The organism is Archaeoglobaceae archaeon (assembly GCA_038734275.1).
Taxonomy (GTDB): domain Archaea; phylum Halobacteriota; class Archaeoglobi; order Archaeoglobales; family Archaeoglobaceae; genus WYZ-LMO2.
Genome location: JAVYOO010000006.1, coordinates 41354 through 60243, shown reverse-complemented (window position 1 = coordinate 60243; position 18890 = coordinate 41354). Strand labels below are relative to the sequence as shown.

Sequence of the window (18890 nt, the reverse complement as noted above, 5' to 3'; positions counted from 1 at the left end):
GGCTTTCTTTACTTACTCGGAACTTTTATTGTTGCTTCTTCTTTCAATCCATGCCTTCTTTTCCACTCCTCAAGCGGAATTCCAAATTCTCTCTGTATTCTGTCTCGATAAATTTCAGGCAAGACGTTGTAAGTGCAGAAGGGTATTATTCTGCCGTCGGGTGAGCCATAGTGGATGATACACTTCTGAACTCTTGCAAGATCGTAGTTGTATAGGTCTTGGAAGTGCATCATCGCTAAAAGAATTGACTTTCTATGCCACTCGTATAAGGCAAAATAGCTGTGCTCCACAAGAACCTTGAAAAGCAACTTCGACACATCGAAGCTTTTCGGTGCCTTGGACAAATCGAAAAACTTTCTGAGGTCTAAAAAGCTCTTAAAGACTTTAATTTTCTTAAATCTGCTGTTTTTGATCTCTTCAGCCCTTTCAGCCATGTATTCGAGCAAACCTTCAGCGTCAACAAACCTTGTTATTGGAATAAGCTTTTCCCCGTCTCTAAAGACCGTTGTTACAACACCACAGGCGAAGTGGGGCGTAAATGTATACTGAGGCACTCCCGTGATGGCTTCTACGAATCTCGTTATCGGAAGGGAGCTCGACATCGGATAAAAATCCTCTCTCGAGATTTCGCCATTTGTCTGCTCTTCTATTGCCTTGATGCATCCGGGAATTGTTATTCTGTATTTCTTCAAATCTCTGTTTGACATTTTTCCAACAAAACTGACTGGCTGAATGCTTACCGAGCGGACTAAATCGATGTTTTTGGCTGCAAATCTTATCATATCTCCGAGTTGATGATCGTTAACGTTCTTTATTATCGTTGGAACAAGAACAAGGTCAAGCTGAGCTTTTCTGCAGTTTTCAAATATTCTCGGGATCTCTCGATGATTTTTCGGGTTTGTTTTCTCGTCTAATCCATCGAATGAGAGGTAAACAACATCAACTCCTGCTTTTTTAACCTCTAAGGCAAAATCTGGATCTTTTGCAAGCCTTATTCCGTTTGTGTTAAGCTGAACATGCTTTACTCCTTCTGATTTTACTGCTTTGATTACCTCTATCAAGTCCTCTCTCAATGCTGGTTCTCCACCAGTTAGCTGGACTCCATTGCAGGCAATAGGCTTCAAATTCTTCGCAGTCCTGACCATGTTTTTTATCTGTTCTATAGTTGGCTCAAAAACGAACCCAGAGCGTTCCGCGTAGAAGAAACAATACCAGCACGCAAAATCGCATCTGTTGGTTACCGCAATGTTAAGCAAAGCGGGATGGGTTTTGTGATTGTCGCAAATTCCACAGCTGAAAGGACATCTTTTGTATTCCGTTATTGGATCAACTTTTTTGCCCTCAGAAGCAAATCGCATTGCCTTTTTAAAGAATTCTGCATCTTCCCAGTAAACATCAACAACTTCTCCATGCTCAGAACAGCTTTTTCTGATCATTACCCGATTATCTTCTTCATAAACTTCTGCATCCACGATCCTTAGGCATTCAGGACAGAGGGATTGAGTCTGGTATATCACGTTTGTCATTATATCTCAACCTTTAACTTCTGTGGACTTGTATTATATATAAATTGCGTTGAGGTCTTATCGCAGTTCCACTGGCTCAGATAGAATTTTACTTGAGAGCATCTTTTCAAAAAAATTCTCGTCTTTAAGCACCGCTCTCGCAGCAGAAACCATCCTTGCTCCAGCCTTTATCATGCTCTCGCCAGAGTTTATATCCACAAAGGAGTTGTTTGCTATCGTAAAGCCATGTTTCGAAATTCTATGAATCAGAGAAAGATCACATCCACCTTTTGGGATCATTGCATCGATGTGAACGATTGAACAACCCTTTTCGAAAATTTTAGCGCTAAGCTTCTCGTAGTCGAGATTGTAGCCTCCCCGAAGCTTTACAGCAGTTCTTGTGATTTTTGATACCATTTCGACTATTTTGAAAAGCTCTTCAGCGTTAAAGAGAAGCCATTCTCCGCATCTCGCTGAAACAAATTCAGGCTGTCTGCAGTGCGCATTTATTTCTAAAATTCCATCATATTCTTCAACGAGTTTTGCGGTCTCGATGTAGCCTTCATGGCTTGAGGATCGAACGTTAACTGCAAAATTTTTTCCTTTTATCTTCTTGATTTCTCTTTCAATGCCTTCAAGCGGATCATCAAAAATGAACTCCTTTCTGCCCCTTGCCATGGCTTTAATTCCCGCTTCTATGGCTCCTTTGTCAGCGTTAAAACCGCCAAGAATTACGAGAGAAGCCTTTTGCTTTATGCAAAAATCTGCGTTGTTTATGCCAGCCATTGCGGAGAGGACAAGGCGGTTCTCAAATTTCATATTCTCTTAGCTCAGCATCAAAAACTCTTGTTGCTGAGCCGGTCATGAATGCTGTGTCGCCAATTTCAATTTTCAGGACACCACCTTTTGTTATAACTTCTGCCTTGTCCACAATTCCAAGCTTTTTCGCAACAGCGACAACCGCAACGCTTCCAGTTCCACAGCTTAGCGTTTCGTTTTCCACGCCCCTTTCGTAAGTTCTTACGTAGAATTTTGAACCATCGAATCTCGCAAAGTTAACGTTTGTTCCTTCAGGAAAAACTTCGAGGAATCTTATTTTTCTTCCAATGCTGACAACGTCGAAATCGAAGTCATCAACAAAAATAACAACGTGTGGCACACCTGTGTTTACAGCGTAAAGCCTGAACTTTCTCCCTTCAAGCTCAATGTCCTCGTCCCATACCTTTCTTTTTGCAGGTATTTTATCTGAATCGAACTCTGGCTTGCCCATATCTACCTTTACCCACCAGGTTCCGTCAAAGCTAACTTCAAGCTCTTTGATCCCTGCGAGCGTCTCCACTTTCAATTTTTTACCCGCATAACCTTCTTCAACTACGTATCTGGAAAAGCACCTGATTCCATTTCCACACATCTTTGCTTCGCTACCATCTGGGTTGAAGAATCGAAACTTTGCATCCGCAATCTGGGAAGGCTGGACAAAGATAACTCCGTCCGATCCTACTGCGAAATTTCTGTTGCACACCCACTTGGCAAATTTTGCCTTTTTTTCTTCAGGAACTAAAGTCTTGTGAAATTCATCGATTAGCACGAAGTCGTTTCCGTTTCCGTGCATTTTAGTGAACTTCATATCAGGACTTTCGCCTCCGCATTAGTAGCAGATAGTTCACAGCATTGATAACCGCATCAAAAGAAGCCATCACTATGTCCTGTGCCGCACCTCGAGATGTGAATACGTTTCCTTTATCGTCTTCGACTGTAACATAAACTTCTGCAATGGCATCACTGCCTCCGCTAATTGCATCAAGCTTGAACTCCCTTATATGCATACCACCACCTACCAACTGCATAACCGCCTTAAGCGAAGCGTCAACGGGTCCAACGCCAATGGCAGAAGCCACTTTCTTCTCTCCCATGACTTCCGCATTTATAACGGCTGTGGGAGTTATCTTGTTTCCTGTTATAACCGTGATTTCGTCAACAGAAATTATTCTCTCTTCTCTCTTCAACTCCCCAAGCACGATTTCTGTGATTGTGAATAAATCTCGATCAGTGACTTTTTTGCCACGATCACCCATTTCCTTGACTTTTTCGAATATCTTGTTTAGAGTCTCATCATCGACCACGTAGCCTGCATCTTCGAGTATTTTCCTTATCTGGAATCTCCCAGCATGCTTTCCTATCACGATTCTTCTGCGATGACCAACCATTTCGGGCTTGAGAACGCCGGGCTCGAAAGTTGAAGACTCTTTTATGACTCCGTGAGCGTGAATTCCACTCTCGTGGCTAAATGCATTCTCTCCAATTATCGGCGTGTTAGGTGGCATTTTTACGCCAGTAAGTCTTTCCACGAGTTTTGAAGTGTCAAAAAGCAGTTCGGTTTTTATATTAGTTCTGATTCCTTCAATTGCATGCAAAATCATGACTACTTGCTCAAGACTGGCATTTCCAGCCCTCTCTCCAATGCCATTGACGGTAACCTGAACTTCGTCCGCTCCTGCGAGAACTGCAGAATAGCTATTCGCAACAGCTAACCCAAAGTCGTTATGGCAGTGAACATCTATTAGGACTTTTAATTCTTCTCTTAATTTTTTAACGAGCTCATAGAATTTAAAAGGGGTTGCAACCCCAACAGTATCGGGGATGTTTATGATGTCGACCTTTGCAGATTCTACCGCTTTGTAAATTCTTATGAGATAATCCAATTCCGTTCTTGTAGCATCCATTGCTGAGAACATACATTTTAGCCCATGAGCTTTAACGTATTCGACACATTCAACAGCCCTCTCTATTATCTCTTCTCGGCTGATCCTAAGTGTGTGCTCAACCTGTATTTTTGATGTGGGTGTGAAAACGTGAATCATGTCCACTCCCGCATTAATCGCTGAGTCTATGTCTTCCCTAACAATTCTTGCAAGTCCGCAAATTTCAGCATTCAAGCCGAGCGAGGAGATTTCTTTCACAGCTTCAAATTCTCCTTTTGAAATCGATGGAAAACCAGCCTCAATAACATCTACTCCAAGTCTATCGAGGGCCTTAGCTATTTGAACTTTGTAAACTGGAGTTAGAGAGATTCCGGGCATTTGTTCCCCATCTCTGAGCGTGGTGTCGAAAATTCTTACAGTTCTCATCGCAGAGCATAGTTTCAATTGATCTAAATTATTTTCGGTAGGTTTTTTAATTAACATTACTTATACAATTTTCGGAGCAAGATACTAAGGAAATACATATTTTGGGACAAAAGTTTAGCGAATTTCTGTATATTTTTTGATCTTTTTTAAGAAAAATTTAAAAAACTTTTCGATTGGAGAAAACTGGATGTTCAGAAAAATCTTGGTAGCAAATAGGGGCGAAATTGCGATAAGAGTAATGAGAACATGCAGAGAGCTTGGAATAAAGAGCGTGGCGATCTACAGCTCAGCGGACGAGAATGCTCTGCACAGATATTATGCGGATGAGGCATACTACGTGGGAAAATCTGATCCAAAGGATAGTTATCTGAATATAGAAAGGATCTTGGAAATTGCAAAAAAAGCGGGAGCAGAGGCGATTCACCCAGGATATGGATTCGTTTCTGAGAATCCAATGTTTTCGAAGAGATGTGAAGAAGAAGGAATTGTCTTCATTGGTCCACCTCCTAAAGTTCTCGAGATCTCCGGTTCCAAGGTAGAGGCAAGAAAGAGGATGAAAAGTGCAAGGATCCCAATAGTTCCCGGATCGCCAGCGTTAAAGAGCATTGATCAGGCATACAAGTGGGCTGAGAAAATAGGTTATCCTGTAGCGGTGAAGGCTTCTGGTGGTGGTGGCGGGATTGGAATAAGCGTGGCCTGGAATGAAAAAGAGCTTGAATTGGCTTTTGCAAAGTCCAAAACCTTTGGAGAGAAATACTTTAGAGATCCAACAGTATATCTTGAGAAATGGCTTGTCCGACCCCGACACATAGAAGTTCAAGTTCTGGCAGATAAAAAAACAAACGTAATCTACTTGGGGGAGAGGGAATGCAGTGTTCAGAGGAGAAATCAGAAGGTTATAGAAGAAACACCCTCACCAGCACTTGATGAGGAGCTTAGAGAGCAAATTGGCAGATATGCTGTAAGAGGTGCTAAGAGCATCGGATATCAAAATGCGGGAACGTTTGAATTTCTATATGAGAACGGAAAGTTCTACTTTTTGGAAATAAATGCCCGATTGCAGGTTGAGCATACCATAACTGAAATTGTAACTGGCATAGATATTGTGAGAGAGCAGATAAAGATCGCGTATGGAGAAGATCTCTCTTATGGCCAAGAAGATATCGATCCAAGGGGGCATGCGATGGAGCTGAGAATCTATGCAGAGGATCCAATAAACTTTCTGCCTTCTGGTGGTAGAATAGAATTTTACAGAAGCCCAGGAGGCTATGGGGTTAGATTGGATAGTGCAGTAAGCATTGGAAGTGCAATCCCAGAGGATTACGATCCAATGATATCTAAGCTTACGGTCTTTGGCAGGGATAGGGCTGAAGTAATAGCTCGTGGCAAGAGGGCGCTTATAGAGTACATAATACTCGGGGTTACAACAAACATACCGCTGCATCTTGCAATTCTATCTGATGAGGAATTCGAAAAGGGGAATATTCATACGAAGTTCCTTGAGGAGAGAAAAATACCTGAAAAGGTTCCCTATTACATTGAAAAATATCTTGAGGCTCAGGAGAAGCTAAGCAAGATCTTTAAGGATTATGAGACAGAAAAAATCAGAGATCAGCTAAGAAAATCGTATAGGGCCATGCCTGTCGATAATGGAAAAATTGAGGAAAGGCTGTGGAGGATCTACACTTCACTCGGACATTAGAAATTCCTTTTCTTTACCCAACTTTCTTATAATTTCCATCTGCTTGAGTGCGAGTTCTCTCGCCTTTGCAATTTCAGTTTTTTCGAGTATTTTCCCATTTTCCATAACCTTTCGGAGCATTGGTTCTTTGCCTTTCGGGGCAACATCTTTGAAAAGCCTAACTTCATCTTCAAGTCTATTCCAGTCTCTGTAAACCTGCTTCATACCACTCCTCTTACCTCTCTTTGCACAGTAAACCCCTTCTTTTTCGACTATGTCCATCGCAAAGTCTATCGGCTTCGCTGCGCTTATCGAAGTTCCCACGCCGAAGGCATCAGCAACATCTCTTAGAGAAAGCACATCAGAAAGCTTAAGACCTCCACTAAGGAAGATCTTCACATCTCGCCTCCCACGGATGTTTAGCTCCCATCTAACTTCTTCAACGATCTTTCTGAAGTTGCCTTTTCTTGAAGAAGGTGTATCAAGTCGAACCGCATCGACTCTGCGAACGTTCTCGATAGCCATTATCGACTCGGTCTTCTCATCGAAGTAAGTGTCCACGAGGAGAGTTCTCGGAACCTTTTCGTCGACAACTTCGTCAAAGGCTTTCCATGCTGAAATCTGGTCACCAAAGCAGATTATCATCGCATGTGGCATCGTTCCCATGCTCTCAAAGCCGAAATACTTTTCAGCGATGAAGTTGCTCACCCCATCAACTCCGCCAATGAATGCGGATCTCTCGATCATTGCAGATATCGCTGGATGAGCTCTTCGGGTTCCAAAGGAAAGTATCTTCTTATCCCCAGCTGCAAGCTTGAACTTGAAAGCCTGAGTTGCTATTCCACTTGCGTGGCACAAAAACCCGAGCAATGCAGTTTCAAATCTTGCAAAATCCAGATATTTTCCGACAACAGTCAAAACAGGTTCATGCGGGAAAAAAAGACTACCTTCGGGCATTGCGTAAACATCCACTGGGAGACCTTCAAGAAGAGCCAAGACATCGTTTAAACCCGCAAAGATGCCCCACTCAGAGGTTGTTACTTCCATTACTACTTTTGGATTCAGATTTTTGGCTTTTAAAACCTTCTCAGTCCATATGAAGTATTTATCAGTCACAAGCCCTGACTTTATATCATCCTCACTCGCTATTGCAAACCTCATAGGCTATCACACTCACACGGCTTTTTTCCACAGCGTGAGCAATAATAGGGATACTTCTTAAGGCTTTCTTTCTCAAGATCAACACCACAGAGATTTGCTAAACTCACGAGCCAGGCAAAGACGTCTGCTATCTCTTCACCTATGTTCTCTCCTTTTCTAACAGCCTCAGCGAGCTCTCCAACTTCCTCAACGATCCAGAGCATAGTCTTCTCTACCCCTCTTGCTTTATCGCGGTGCAGGTAGATCTCGCCAATCATTCGCTGGAACTCGCTTATTTCCATCTGACTTTCACCCCTTTTGAAGCAAGGAACTCCTTTACTTGAGCAATGGTTATCTCTCTGTAGTGAAATATTCCTGCAGCAAGGCAAGCATCCGCTTTTCCGACAACAAAACCTTCATAGAAGTGCTCAAGCTTACCCGCCCCGCCAGAGGCTATTATTGGTATGCTTAGCTCTTCGCTCATAGCCCTTGTGATCGGAATATCATAGCCGTCCTTAGTTCCATCTCTATCCATCGAAGTGAGCAGTATTTCGCCAGCTCCAAGTTCTTCGACCTTTTTAGCCCACCATAAGGCATCTATTCCAGTTGCCTGTCTTCCACCATAGATATAAACCTCATACCAGGCCTTTCTACCATCTTCAAGCTCAAGAATATGCTTTCCTTTGCTCAGATCAAAATTTCTTTTGCAGTCTATCGCAACAACAATGCACTGGCTTCCAAAGATCTGCGAAGCTTTGCGAACGAATTCCGGGTCTTTAACTGCTGATGTGTTGATAGAAACCTTATCCGCGCCAGCAGACAAAATTGCGTTTATGTCTTCGATGCTTCTAATTCCTCCTCCGACTGTAAATGGAATGAACACATTTTCCGCGGTTCTTTCAACGATATCTACCATTGTCTTTCTCCCTTCTGGAGAAGCGGTGATATCAAGAAAAACAAGCTCATCTGCACCCTCAAAATCGTATTTCTTAGCCAGTTCAACGGGATCACCAGCGTCGCGCAGATTTAAGAACTCGACACCTTTAACAACCATTGCTTTTCCATTTCTATAAGTTACATCCAAGCATGGAATTATCCTTTTTGCAAGCATTATCTTCTCACCTCAAATCTGTCAAACTCTTTCAATTCAGCATCCTTAACGACAACGTCTCTAACCACAGCAAGTGGTGGACCCTGATGCACATGTGAAATGAACTTTTCCAACGCCCTGTCTTCTCCAACAGCGTAAATGTAAACTCTCCCATCTGGTAAATTTTTAACAAAACCTTTTATTCCGAGTTCTTTTGCAACTCTTGTTGTGTAATATCTGAACCCAACACCCTGGACAACACCGCTTACGTAGATTTCTACAGCTCTCATCAAAACATAAAATTTTTTGGAGTTATAAAGTTTTAACTCAAACTACTGCCAAAATTTTTGCGCTTCTGCCGTAGGTTAAATTTAAATTTTTCTTTGAGTAATGTTGCTGTGGTAGAGGGCTGGCTTATAGATGCGGAATATGTTACGATCGATGATAGAGCAGTTCTAAGGCTTTGGTGTAAGGATAGGGAGACGTTTGTAGCTTATGACAAGAACTTCAAACCTTACTTTTACGTTTTGGATATTGATGAGGAAACAATCGCGAAGGCCATGATTAGCACGAAAAAGGAATTAATTGTCCCTGAATCATATGAAAAGACCAAGATTAAATCTTTTGGCAAAGAAATCCCCGCTTTCATCGTTTATGCAAAACATCCCCAGCACGTTCCAAAGTTAAGAGAATTCTTTTCAAAATTTGGCGACGTCAGAGAAGCGGACATACCATTTGCCTATCGTTATCTTATTGACAAAGATCTTGCCTGTCTTGATGGAATAAGAATTGAGGGAAGAGAGATCGAGGGAAAGCTGAGAAGCTATGAAATTGAGAAAGTGGAGAGGGTGAGCAAAGAAATTCCTGAACTCAAGATTTTAGCCTTCGATTGCGAGATGCTTTCTACTTTTGGCATGCCGGATCCAGAAAAAGACCCAATAATAGTCATTTCGGTTAAATGGAGCAATGAAAAGGAGGAAATACTCTGCGGAGACGAGAGAAGTATAATTCGGGATTTTGTGCGTTTAATAAAAGAAGTGGATCCAGATGTAATCGTTGGCTATAATCAGGATGCATTTGACTGGCCTTACCTAAAAAAGAGAGCTGAAAAGCTAAAAATTCCACTTGACATCGGAAGAGATGGGTCTTCGATTACATTTAAGGGCGGTAGACCAAAAATTGCAGGCAGGCTAAATGTTGATCTCTACGACATTGCCCTAAGGATTACAGATGTGAAGATAAAGAAGCTCGAAAATATTGCAGAATTCCTAGGAACAAAGGTAGACATAGAGGACATAGAAGCCAAGGACATAAACAAGTATTGGCAGTGCGATAGAGAAAAGGTGTTTGCTCACGCGAGAAGAGACGTGATTCATACCTTTATGATTGCAAAAGAGTTACTACCGATGCACTACGAGCTTGCAAGACTGATTAGGCTACCCCTTGACGACGTTGCGAGGATGGGGAGAGGAAAACAGGTTGACTGGCTTTTGCTGAGCGAAGCGAGAAAGCTTGGCGAGATAGCACCAAATGCGAGAGAAGCTCCACTTGAAAGCTACGAGGGAGCCTTTGTAATTGAGCCAGAAAGGGGATTGCATGAAAACGTTGCTGAGCTAGACTTTGCAAGCATGTATCCTTCGATCATGATCGCCTACAATGTCAGCCCGGACACATTGACCGCAGAGGGTGACTGTTTTGTTGCCCCGGAAGTGGGCTACAAGTTTAGAAAACAACCTGACGGATTTTTCAAGAGAATTCTGAAGATGCTAATCGAAAGGAGAAGGGAGATAAAGAAACAAATGAAAGAGATCGAAGAAAGTACTCCAGAATACAAACTGCTCGATATAAAACAGCAAACCCTTAAGATTCTTACTAATTCATTTTATGGCTACATGGGTTGGGCTGGTGCGAGATGGTATTGCAGAGAGTGTGCTGAAGCCACTACTGCTTGGGGTAGACATTTTATAAAGACTTCTGCCAAAATAGCTCAGGATCTTGGATTCAAAGTCTTGTATGGGGACACCGATAGTATATTTGTCTCAAAGCCCGGGCTGGGGATGAATGAACTCAAAACAGAGGTTGAAAAACTAATCTCTGAGATATCAAAGAAACTTCCAGTTCAGATTGAACTTGATGAACTTTTTAAGACCATTTTCTTCGTAGAAAAGAAGAGATACGCCGGGATAACCGCGGATGGCAAGATACTTGTGCGTGGACTTGAAGTGAGACGTGGAGACTGGTGTGAACTTGCAAAGAATGCCCAAAGGGGGGTTATTGAGATAATATTAAAGGAGAAAGATCCAGAAAAGGCTATGAACTACATTAGGGACATCATAAACTCGATCCGAAGTGGAAAGGTAAAGCTTGAGGATGTTGTGATATACAAGGGACTGACAAAAAAGCCTTCAAAATACGAGGCGGTGCAGGCTCATGTAAAGGCGGCAAAAAAAGCTGAAGAAATAGGGATCTTTTATCCAGTCGGATCAAAAGTGGGCTTCGTAATCGTAAAGGGTGCTGGAAACGTTGGTGATCGTGCATATCCAATTGACATGATCGAGCACTTTGATGGTGAAAATCTGAAAGTAAGGCTTAAGAGCGGAGAAGAGGTAAAGAAGCTCGATAAAGATTACTATATTGAACATCAAATCATCCCTGCTGTACTCAGAATTCTTGAGCGTTTTGGTTTTTCGGAGGCAAGAATAAAAGGATCGTCGCAGACGAGCCTCGAGGCTTTCTTTTAAGTTCTCCAAAGTTTCGAATTCCTCTCCAACCTAGTTATCCTTGTGAATATGGTAAGTTTTTTAAATTCGAAAATGTTAGAATAGTTGATGAGAAGTGTAATGATTGTGGACGATGAAACTGCTATGCGAGAAATTCTCAAGATCATGCTAAAGGATTACAAAGTCATTGAAGCTTCAAATGGTAAAGAAGCGGTGGAACTTTACAAAAAAGAAAAGCCAGATTTGGTTCTCATGGACATCATGATGCCGGTTATGAGCGGGATAGATGCGGTAAAGGAGATAAAGAAAATAAATCCAAATGCCAAGATCATAGCTGTTACCGCATACGCTAGCTCAAAGGGAGAAAAAGCAATAGAAGCGGGAGTTGATAGAATCCTAAAAAAGCCGTTTACGAGAAAGGAAATACTCAGCATCATAGAAGAGACACTTAAATAGAATCGCATGGGGTGTTCAAAAACTATTTAAATGGTAATCGAGTAGGTTTTCGGATGACAGGAGATGATGCTTATATGATGAAAACCTCGGATACCACAAAATATCTAATTTATGCTGAAATAGTTGCTGATGGTATTGTTGAACGTCCTGATGTTGTTGGAGCGATATTTGGTCAGACAGAAGGACTTCTTGGTGGGGATCTTGATCTCAGAGAACTACAGAAAACGGGGAGGATAGGTAGAATTGAGGTAAAAGTGGAAAGCAGAGGGGGAAAAAGCTACGGTGAGATAAAGATCCCATCAAGCCTTGACAAGGTTGAAACTGCAATCATTGCTGCAGCGCTTGAAACAATTGAGAGAGTTGGTCCGTGTTCAGCGAAAATACGGGTAATTAGAATTGAAGATGTTCGAGCAAGCAAGAGAAAAAAAATAGTTGAAAGGTCAATGGAAATCCTCAGAGAACTATTTGAGGAGCCAGAAATCGAATCAGAAAAGATCACAGAACTTGTAAGGCAGGCAATAAGAACAGATGAGATCGTTGAATACGGAGAAGAGAAATTACCTGCAGGTCCAGCCATCGATGAATCGGATGCTATAATTGTTGTTGAGGGGCGTGCTGATGTGCTGAATTTACTTAAACATGGAATAAAGAACGTAATTGCTGTCGAAGGAACTAACATTCCAAAAACAATCGTGGAGCTGAGCAAAAAGAAGACTGTAACCGCATTTTTAGATGGCGATAGAGGTGGCGAGTTAATTCTCAAGGAACTGCTACAAGTGGCGGATATTGATTTTATAGCAAGGGCTCCTGAAGGAAAAGGAGTGGAGGATTTGACCTTAAAAGAGATTTTGAAAGCCCTGAGAAACAAAATACCAGTTGAGCAAGTTCATGTTTTGAAAAAAGAGCAAACAATACAGAAAGAAGAGAAAGTTTCATCACATGAAAGTCTTAAGACGCACAAGGAGATGGTTGAAGGAAAGTTGCTCGCAAGAATTCTCGACAAGAACTTCAACGTCATCAAGGAAGTCCCAGTGAGAGATCTGGTAAAAACTCTGAAAACAAACAACATAAAGGCATCTGTGATCGTTTTCGACGGAATAATTACTCAGAGGCTTATAGATATTGCCGCTAAGAAAGATATAAGTTACATCGTTGGAGCAAAGCTTGGAAGCGTGGTTAAGCTACCGACCTCGATAAGGATCATAACTTTTGATCAAATTTAAAAATTAATTTTTTAATGAATGATAACAATCAGGACGATTTACTTCCCTTTCCCCAGTATTCTTTTATTTTTTCTATCACTGGCAATTTTTCACCGCTTAGGAATCTTACGCAAGCTCCTCCTGCTATTGAGACGTGACTGACTTTATCGGATAGTCCGAACATATTAACGGCTGAAGCACTGTGACCACCGCCCACTATGGAGAATTTTGCCTTGGATACTGCCTTCAGGATTTCATATGTTCCAATTGAGAATTTTGAGTCCTCATAAACTCCAGCAGTCCCGTTGATCACAACTGTGTCGAACTCGGGGATCATCTTGGAAAACTCGCTCATCGTTTCCACCCCGATATCCTTTATAATGCCTCTCCCCTTAAACTCCTCGATCGACAGATCTTCTCTAACTCCTGAGATTTCCACACCAAAGTCAATTGGTAGCATGATTTTGTCTTTGTGCTTTTCAAGAAGTTTTTTAGCCTCCTCATCTTTCACGTTTTCTTTGTTTTCCTCTATTATCTTCAGATTCTCTTCGCCAATTTCTTTTCCGGATAAATAAAGGAAATAATTTGCAACAACCCCTGTTAGGAAAACCTTTTCTGCAATTCCATTTTCCAGAACGTTTTTCATGACTCTTATAGGGTCCTTTATTTTTGCCCCCCCAAGAACAAAAGCGATTTTGTCACCTTTTCTTAGTCCCTTGCTTAGTGCATTTATCTCTTTTTCTGCCAATCTGCCAATATAAGTCGGAAGAACAGGGATAAAACCTACAAGAGAGGCATGACTTCGGTGAAATGCAGAAAAAGCATCGTTTACGAACGCATCAAAGCAATCTTTTAACCTCTTTACCATCAGACAATTTGCATGTTCTTCTGCAGTTCTGTCAAGCTGTTCTTCGGAATAGAACCTTACGTTCTCAAGTAGTAAGATGTCTCCGCTTTTCATGTTCTTTATTCTCTCAAGAACTCTTTTGCTGAATATTTCATCTAAATACTCTACTTCTCTGCCAAGAAGCTTGGACAAAACCTTTGCGTGTTCTTCAAGGGTGGTGAAGTCTCTTCTTCCGGGCCTGCTTTGATGAGCTAAGATCACGATCTCTCTATCTTCAAGCTCTCGAATTGTTGGAAGATGACTTTCAAACCTTGTAGTATCCAAAATCGTTGAGTTAACGATGGGAGCGTTTATATCCACTCTCAAAAGAATGGATTTCTGTTTACCATCTATATCGTCAAGCGTCGGAAGTTCAGTCATGTGAGTGCGTTAAAGTTTCGTTTTAAAAGGATTTTTTAATCTCCCCTCTACTGGATTGCATGGAAATCACAGACATCGAGGGTGTTTTTTGTAATGGGATTAAAGAAGGAAAGCTCGGTTTGGGGCTTGCAAAGTTCAAAGGCACAATAGCAGGCGTATTTACATCAAACAAGATAAAAGCAGCTCCTGTGATTGTCTGCCAAGAAAACATAAGCAAGGGGTATGCCAGGGGACTGATCGTTAACAGTGGAAACGCAAACGCATTCACAGGTGAACAGGGGTTGAAGGACGCAAAAGAAATGTGTAGGATTGCAGGAAAGCTTTTGGGGTGTGAAGCAGATGAGATTGCAATCGCATCCACAGGAGTCATTGGTAGAAAGCTGGATATCGAATGGATAAGAAGAAAGGCTCCGGAGGTTTACGGGGATTTGGGAAATAGCAAAGAACATGCAGAAAAATTCGCCAAGGCTATAAGGACTACTGATAAGTTTGTAAAGAAGGCCTACTCGAGGGTTGCTAAAATTTCAGCGGTGGCAAAAGGTGCGGGAATGATCTCTCCTAATCTTGCTACGATGCTCTGTTTCGTATTTACTTCTGCAAAATTTGAGAGCGGAGAACTAAATGAAATTCTTCGGAGAGCAGTAAAACCACTGAATCGGCTTACAGTCGATGGTGACACTTCTACCAATGACACAGTTCTCCTGATTGCTACCGGTAAGGAAAAAATTGATCGTGATTTATTTGAAGAAGAACTCGAGAAAGTCTTTTACAGCATCGCAAAGCAAATTGCAAAAGATGGCGAAGGTGCAACAAAGATTTTTGAAGTAGTAGTGAAAGGTGCGGATAGCGAAAAGTCTGCAGAGGTTGCAGCAAAAGCGATTGCTAATTCGCTGTTGGTAAAGACAGCCATATTTGGCTGTGATCCAAATTGGGGGAGAATAATTGCTGCTCTTGGTTATAGTGGTGCCAATGTGGATGAGAAGATAACAGTAGCTTTTGAAAACGAAGAGAAAAGAGTTTTACTTGTGGATTACGGAAAAATCACGGGAAAGGAAGAGGAAGCAAGAGAAATTATGAAGGGCGATTTCAGAATAGTGGTTGACCTTCATAAAGGAAATTACGAGGATTATGCAATTGGTTGCGATTTGAGCTATGAATATGTTAAAATAAACTCGGAATACACGACTTAATCAAAGCTCGATCATGTGTGCTTCTTTCACGACATTCAACACGAGCATAGTGTATGTTTTTTTGACACTCTTCATGCCCAAAAGTTTTTTGACAAATTCGTTGAGCTTCTCTCTATTTTCAAACTTTGCAACGATCAGGATGTCATAATCTCCTGTTACGTCGTAAACAGCGGTAACACTCTTTTCTTTTGCAATCTCTTTTTCAATTTCAACAATTTGCCCCCCTTCTGCAGTAATCCCGATAATGGCGGTGATGTCGTATCCGAGTGAGGAATAATCCAGAATCGGGATAAACTTTTTTATTATCCCCATGTTCCTCATTTTGTTTATCCTGTTGTAAACAGTCCCTTCCGCAACCCCGACCTTTTCAGCTATTTCCTTGAGACTTTTTCTTGCATCCTTTTGAAGTTCTTTAAGAATATTTAGATCAATTTCGTCAATTTTCACCATACTTATAATGCAATTGTAGAATTTTTAAATCTTAGCCCAGACTTATAATTGGAGCGGAAATGCCTGAAATTGATCCAAGACTGGAAAAAGCCCTGAAGGCTGTTGGAATAGAAGAACTGACTGAATTGCAGAAAAAAACCTTTGAAGTAGTTATTTCTGGAAAAAATACGCTCGTAATAGCTCCTACAGGTAGCGGAAAAACCGAGGCGGTGATGGTCCCAATTTTTCAGAAACTAATACAAAATAAGAATCCTGGAATTTGTGTTCTCTATATAACCCCGCTAAGAGCTCTAAATAGAGACATGCTCAGAAGAATGAGGAAAATCGCCGAGATTTTGAATATAAGCATTGATGTACGGCATGGAGATACAAAAGAGAGTGAAAGAGTTAGGCAAAGCAGAAAACCGCCTGAAATACTTATAACTACCCCAGAAACTTTTCAGATTCTATTTTTGGGAGCAAAGCTAAGAAATGCACTGAAAAATGTCCGATTTGTGGTGATAGATGAAGTTCATGAACTGATCGATAGCGAAAGAGGGGTTCAGTTGTTTGTGGGTATTGAAAGGTTACGGGAGATTGCGAGATTTCAACTAGTAGCCCTTTCTGCTACTATTAGCGATCCGGAAAGAATTGCAGAGATAATGGGTGGAGCCGAGATCGTAGCTGGAGATCTCGATAAGGAGTATGAAATAAGAATTCTGTGCTCTGATGACGAGCTATCCCTTATAAAAGATCTGGTAGACAAACACAACTCTACTCTAATTTTTGTAAACACAAGACAAACGGCAGAAGTCATAGGAGTCCATCTCAAAAAGATGATAAATGCGGAAGTTCATCATGGTAGTCTTTCAAGAGAGGCAAGGATATCGGCAGAGGAAGATTTCGCAAGTGGAAAGCTAAAAGCCTTGGTTTGCACATCTTCAATGGAGCTTGGAATTGATATAGGACACGTTGACGCGGTAATCCAGTATAGTAGTCCAAGACAGGCTGTAAGACTAATCCAGAGGATAGGAAGGAGTGGGCATGGGCTTGGAAGAAAATCGGTTGGGTATATTGTCGCGAATACATTTGATGATGTTCTTGAATCAATTGCAATCATTTTAAGGGCAAATTCTGGGCTTTTGGAGGATTTAGAGTTGCATGAGAACAGTCTGGATGTGCTCGCGAATCAAATATGCGCGATTGCCATCGAATATGGGAGGATTGATGTAAAAAAAGCTTATGAGATTATTAAAAGGACTTACTTTTATAGAAACCTGAGTTTTGATGAATTTTGCGAAATTTGCGAGTATCTTAGTAATATTTGGCGGATTTTTTACGATGGAAACGAAATTTCGGCAAGAAGAAGGACGAGGAAGTATTTTTATGACAATATTTCAATGATAATGGACGAAAAGAGTTACAGAGTGGTGGACATAACTACTGGGAGAACCATTGGTGTTCTTGACGAAAGCTTTCTTTCTGACTTCAGTGGAGAAGTATTTGCAATGAAGGGGGAACTTTGGAGAGTTTTAAGTGTGGAAGACGTTGTTAAGGTTGAACCGGCTGTTGTTGAAGGAGAAGTCCCTTCATGGGTGGGTGAAGAGATTCCTGTGCCTTTCGAAGTTGCACAGCTCGTAGGGAAGTTAAGAGAAGATATAGCAAAGGGAAGACTTGGATTTGAGAAATTAAAGGAGTTTGTAAATGAAGAAGGAGCAAAGAAGGTTTTAAATAAAATAGAAGAGCATAAAAAAGGTTTTGAAGTTCCAACTCACAACCACGTAGTCATAGATGGCACTGGCAGGGATACTGTTATTAATGTATGTTTTGGACATAAGGCAAATGAGGCGATAGGCAGAATTCTTGCGCTTTTACTCTCCTTGAAGAAGGGAACAAATGTTTCGGTGGAATTTGACCCCTACAGGATAAAGTTATCCCCTGCAAGACCTGAAGAAGTTAAGGAAGTAATAACGAGCATAGATCCAGAGAACGTTGCAAGTCTAGCAGAGAGAGCGATCATAGATACAAGACTTATGCAGTGGAAGATTGTCAAATCTGCAGGAAAATTTGGGCTCTTTGACAAGGATGAGGATCTAAGCAGGATAAATTTGAGAATGCTGGTTGTTAAGCTAAGGGGAACCCCTGTGTACAGAGAGGCACTCAGGGAGATATTTTTGGAGAAATTGGATTTAGATAAAGCTAAGATGTTCTTTGAAAAATTTGGAAAGGAAATAACTTTTAGTGTGTATGATAAATTTACTCCTATAAGCCTTGAAGGTAGGGACAAGATTCCTGATATATTGATATCGAAGCCAAGCGAGGCAATCTTGAAAGCATTTATGGAAAGACTTAAAGGAGAGATTTGCAGAATACACTGCGTTAATTGTGGTGCAATATATCGCGAGATTGCGAGAAATTTAACCCTTAGATGTTTAAAATGCGGAAGCAGTATGATTGCGGTTTTCAGCGATAAAAAGAACTACGAGCCAAATAGAGAGGAGTTGTTTAACGTTGCAAATCTTGTAATGAACTATGGCATGAAAGGTGTTTACGCCATGCTTACTTATGGGGTTGGTTTTGAAACCGCCAAGAAAGTGCTTTCCGGATACTATGCCACTGAAGAAGACTTTTTTAAAGCTCTGCTTGAAGCAGAAAAGAGATACGTGAGAACAAGAAAATTTTGGGATTAGAGGCCAAGTTCTTTTCGAAGTTCTTCAATCTCTTTATCAAGTTTATCAATTTCAATAAGTGGAAAATCTTTTTCTTTTACATTTGCAAGCTTCCAGAAAAGTCTTGCTATTATTGGCATTGTTTTTCCGGCATATCCGGGAGCATATGGTAAGAGCTTTGACGCAAGATCTCCAAGCTTTTCGCATTGTTCTCTGCTCAATTCATCGATTTTGAGAGTTGCTTCTCCGAGGAGTGAAATAGCAGACCCTACTACTCGCTCCCTCATTGCATAAAATCTTGCAGATTCACTCGTTATTCTGTGAACTCCCATTAACTCACCAACATAATGTTGGCATGATAGTATAAATATTTTGTTAATTCGGAGTTATCAGATTTGTGTTTGAATTTTGTA

The 18890-nt window shown here is 41.2% G+C and carries 17 protein-coding genes; 6 read left to right on the top strand and 11 right to left on the bottom strand.

Annotated features, from left to right (window positions below; genetic code table 11):
* Positions 1–8: 8 nt before the first annotated feature.
* The 4 genes from QXI54_06970 to QXI54_06955 are packed head-to-tail and all read right to left on the bottom strand — an operon-like array spanning position 9 to position 4633.
* Positions 9–1526: a radical SAM protein gene (locus QXI54_06970; GenBank protein ID MEM0302890.1), complete on the bottom strand. Its 1518-nt coding sequence runs from the start codon at positions 1524–1526 to the stop codon at positions 9–11.
* Between the two features lie 57 nt (positions 1527–1583).
* Positions 1584–2324 carry a hydrolase gene (locus QXI54_06965; protein MEM0302889.1) on the bottom strand — a complete coding sequence of 247 codons (741 nt, stop codon included), beginning with the start codon at positions 2322–2324 and terminating at the stop codon, positions 1584–1586.
* Entirely contained in the window at positions 2314–3132 is an 819-nt protein-coding gene (gene dapF, locus QXI54_06960) for a diaminopimelate epimerase (GenBank protein MEM0302888.1), read from the bottom strand. Before dapF ends, QXI54_06965 begins: the two co-directional genes overlap by 11 nt.
* A gap of 1 nt (position 3133) precedes the next feature.
* The gene (locus QXI54_06955) at positions 3134–4633 is read right to left on the bottom strand and encodes a 2-isopropylmalate synthase (GenBank protein MEM0302887.1); all 1500 of its coding nucleotides are present in this window, start codon (positions 4631–4633) and stop codon (positions 3134–3136) included.
* Between the two features lie 187 nt (positions 4634–4820).
* On the opposite strand from QXI54_06955, the gene QXI54_06950 reads away from it, so the two are divergent.
* Entirely contained in the window at positions 4821–6335 is a 1515-nt protein-coding gene (locus QXI54_06950; GenBank protein ID MEM0302886.1) for an acetyl-CoA carboxylase biotin carboxylase subunit, read from the top strand.
* Here the strand turns inward: QXI54_06950 and QXI54_06945 are convergent.
* The 4 genes from QXI54_06945 to QXI54_06930 are packed head-to-tail and all read right to left on the bottom strand — an operon-like array spanning position 6321 to position 8834.
* Positions 6321–7475, bottom strand: coding sequence for a nicotinate phosphoribosyltransferase (locus tag QXI54_06945; protein ID MEM0302885.1), 1155 nt, complete (start codon positions 7473–7475; stop codon positions 6321–6323). The genes QXI54_06950 and QXI54_06945 overlap by 15 nt on opposite strands.
* On the bottom strand, positions 7472–7756 hold the full coding sequence (locus QXI54_06940; protein MEM0302884.1) for a MazG nucleotide pyrophosphohydrolase domain-containing protein: 285 nt from the start codon (positions 7754–7756) through the stop codon (positions 7472–7474). The genes QXI54_06945 and QXI54_06940 overlap by 4 nt, the downstream gene beginning before the upstream one ends.
* A complete protein-coding gene (gene hisF, locus QXI54_06935; GenBank protein ID MEM0302883.1) occupies positions 7747–8565 on the bottom strand; it encodes an imidazole glycerol phosphate synthase subunit HisF in 819 nt (272 codons plus the stop codon). The genes QXI54_06940 and hisF overlap by 10 nt, the downstream gene beginning before the upstream one ends.
* Positions 8565–8834, bottom strand: a complete 270-nt coding sequence (locus QXI54_06930) for an acylphosphatase (GenBank protein MEM0302882.1) — start codon at positions 8832–8834, stop codon at positions 8565–8567. Before QXI54_06930 ends, hisF begins: the two co-directional genes overlap by 1 nt.
* A 108-nt stretch (positions 8835–8942) precedes the next feature.
* Here QXI54_06930 and QXI54_06925 point away from each other — a divergent pair, with 108 nt between their 5' ends.
* The 3 genes from QXI54_06925 to dnaG all read left to right on the top strand — a co-directional run bounded on the left by QXI54_06925 (position 8943) and on the right by dnaG (position 12943).
* Entirely contained in the window at positions 8943–11285 is a 2343-nt protein-coding gene (locus tag QXI54_06925) for a DNA-directed DNA polymerase (protein ID MEM0302881.1), read from the top strand.
* A gap of 87 nt (positions 11286–11372) precedes the next feature.
* Complete coding sequence (locus tag QXI54_06920) at positions 11373–11720, top strand: response regulator (protein MEM0302880.1); 348 nt, start codon at positions 11373–11375, stop codon at positions 11718–11720.
* 53 nt (positions 11721–11773) lie between these two features.
* Complete coding sequence (dnaG, locus tag QXI54_06915) at positions 11774–12943, top strand: DNA primase DnaG (protein MEM0302879.1); 1170 nt, start codon at positions 11774–11776, stop codon at positions 12941–12943.
* A 28-nt stretch (positions 12944–12971) separates the two neighbouring features.
* On the opposite strand, the gene pgk is transcribed toward dnaG, so the two are convergent.
* The gene (pgk, locus tag QXI54_06910) at positions 12972–14189 is read right to left on the bottom strand and encodes a phosphoglycerate kinase (GenBank protein ID MEM0302878.1); all 1218 of its coding nucleotides are present in this window, start codon (positions 14187–14189) and stop codon (positions 12972–12974) included.
* A gap of 59 nt (positions 14190–14248) precedes the next feature.
* Here pgk and argJ point away from each other — a divergent pair, with 59 nt between their 5' ends.
* Entirely contained in the window at positions 14249–15379 is a 1131-nt protein-coding gene (gene argJ / locus QXI54_06905) for a bifunctional ornithine acetyltransferase/N-acetylglutamate synthase (protein ID MEM0302877.1), read from the top strand.
* Here argJ and QXI54_06900 read toward each other — a convergent pair whose 3' ends face one another.
* On the bottom strand, positions 15380–15829 hold the full coding sequence (locus QXI54_06900; GenBank protein ID MEM0302876.1) for an Lrp/AsnC family transcriptional regulator: 450 nt from the start codon (positions 15827–15829) through the stop codon (positions 15380–15382).
* Positions 15830–15888: 59 nt separating this feature from the next.
* Between QXI54_06900 and QXI54_06895 the strand changes: the two genes are divergently transcribed.
* Positions 15889–18498 carry a DEAD/DEAH box helicase gene (locus tag QXI54_06895; protein ID MEM0302875.1) on the top strand — a complete coding sequence of 870 codons (2610 nt, stop codon included), beginning with the start codon at positions 15889–15891 and terminating at the stop codon, positions 18496–18498.
* Here QXI54_06895 and QXI54_06890 read toward each other — a convergent pair.
* On the bottom strand, positions 18495–18809 hold the full coding sequence (locus QXI54_06890) for a hypothetical protein (protein ID MEM0302874.1): 315 nt from the start codon (positions 18807–18809) through the stop codon (positions 18495–18497). The two genes, QXI54_06895 and QXI54_06890, sit on opposite strands and share 4 nt — an antisense overlap.
* Positions 18810–18890 lie beyond the last annotated feature (81 nt).

What these genes read in the sequence shown, in the direction of transcription:
- QXI54_06890 (MEM0302874.1), bottom strand. Translation starts at nt 18,809, where the DNA reads ATGGGAGTTCACAGAATAACGAGTGAATCTGCAAGATTTTATGCAATG.
- QXI54_06955 (MEM0302887.1), bottom strand. Translation starts at nt 4,633, where the DNA reads ATGAGAACTGTAAGAATTTTCGACACCACGCTCAGAGATGGGGAACAA.
- QXI54_06930 (MEM0302882.1), bottom strand. Translation starts at nt 8,834, where the DNA reads ATGAGAGCTGTAGAAATCTACGTAAGCGGTGTTGTCCAGGGTGTTGGG.
- pgk (MEM0302878.1), bottom strand. Translation starts at nt 14,189, where the DNA reads ATGACTGAACTTCCGACGCTTGACGATATAGATGGTAAACAGAAATCC.
- QXI54_06970 (MEM0302890.1), bottom strand. Translation starts at nt 1,526, where the DNA reads ATGACAAACGTGATATACCAGACTCAATCCCTCTGTCCTGAATGCCTA.
- dnaG (MEM0302879.1), top strand. Translation starts at nt 11,774, where the DNA reads ATGACAGGAGATGATGCTTATATGATGAAAACCTCGGATACCACAAAA.
- QXI54_06940 (MEM0302884.1), bottom strand. Translation starts at nt 7,756, where the DNA reads ATGGAAATAAGCGAGTTCCAGCGAATGATTGGCGAGATCTACCTGCAC.
- QXI54_06950 (MEM0302886.1), top strand. Translation starts at nt 4,821, where the DNA reads ATGTTCAGAAAAATCTTGGTAGCAAATAGGGGCGAAATTGCGATAAGA.
- argJ (MEM0302877.1), top strand. Translation starts at nt 14,249, where the DNA reads ATGGAAATCACAGACATCGAGGGTGTTTTTTGTAATGGGATTAAAGAA.
- hisF (MEM0302883.1), bottom strand. Translation starts at nt 8,565, where the DNA reads ATGCTTGCAAAAAGGATAATTCCATGCTTGGATGTAACTTATAGAAAT.
- QXI54_06920 (MEM0302880.1), top strand. Translation starts at nt 11,373, where the DNA reads ATGAGAAGTGTAATGATTGTGGACGATGAAACTGCTATGCGAGAAATT.
- QXI54_06965 (MEM0302889.1), bottom strand. Translation starts at nt 2,324, where the DNA reads ATGAAATTTGAGAACCGCCTTGTCCTCTCCGCAATGGCTGGCATAAAC.
- dapF (MEM0302888.1), bottom strand. Translation starts at nt 3,132, where the DNA reads ATGAAGTTCACTAAAATGCACGGAAACGGAAACGACTTCGTGCTAATC.
- QXI54_06900 (MEM0302876.1), bottom strand. Translation starts at nt 15,829, where the DNA reads ATGGTGAAAATTGACGAAATTGATCTAAATATTCTTAAAGAACTTCAA.
- QXI54_06945 (MEM0302885.1), bottom strand. Translation starts at nt 7,475, where the DNA reads ATGAGGTTTGCAATAGCGAGTGAGGATGATATAAAGTCAGGGCTTGTG.
- QXI54_06895 (MEM0302875.1), top strand. Translation starts at nt 15,889, where the DNA reads ATGCCTGAAATTGATCCAAGACTGGAAAAAGCCCTGAAGGCTGTTGGA.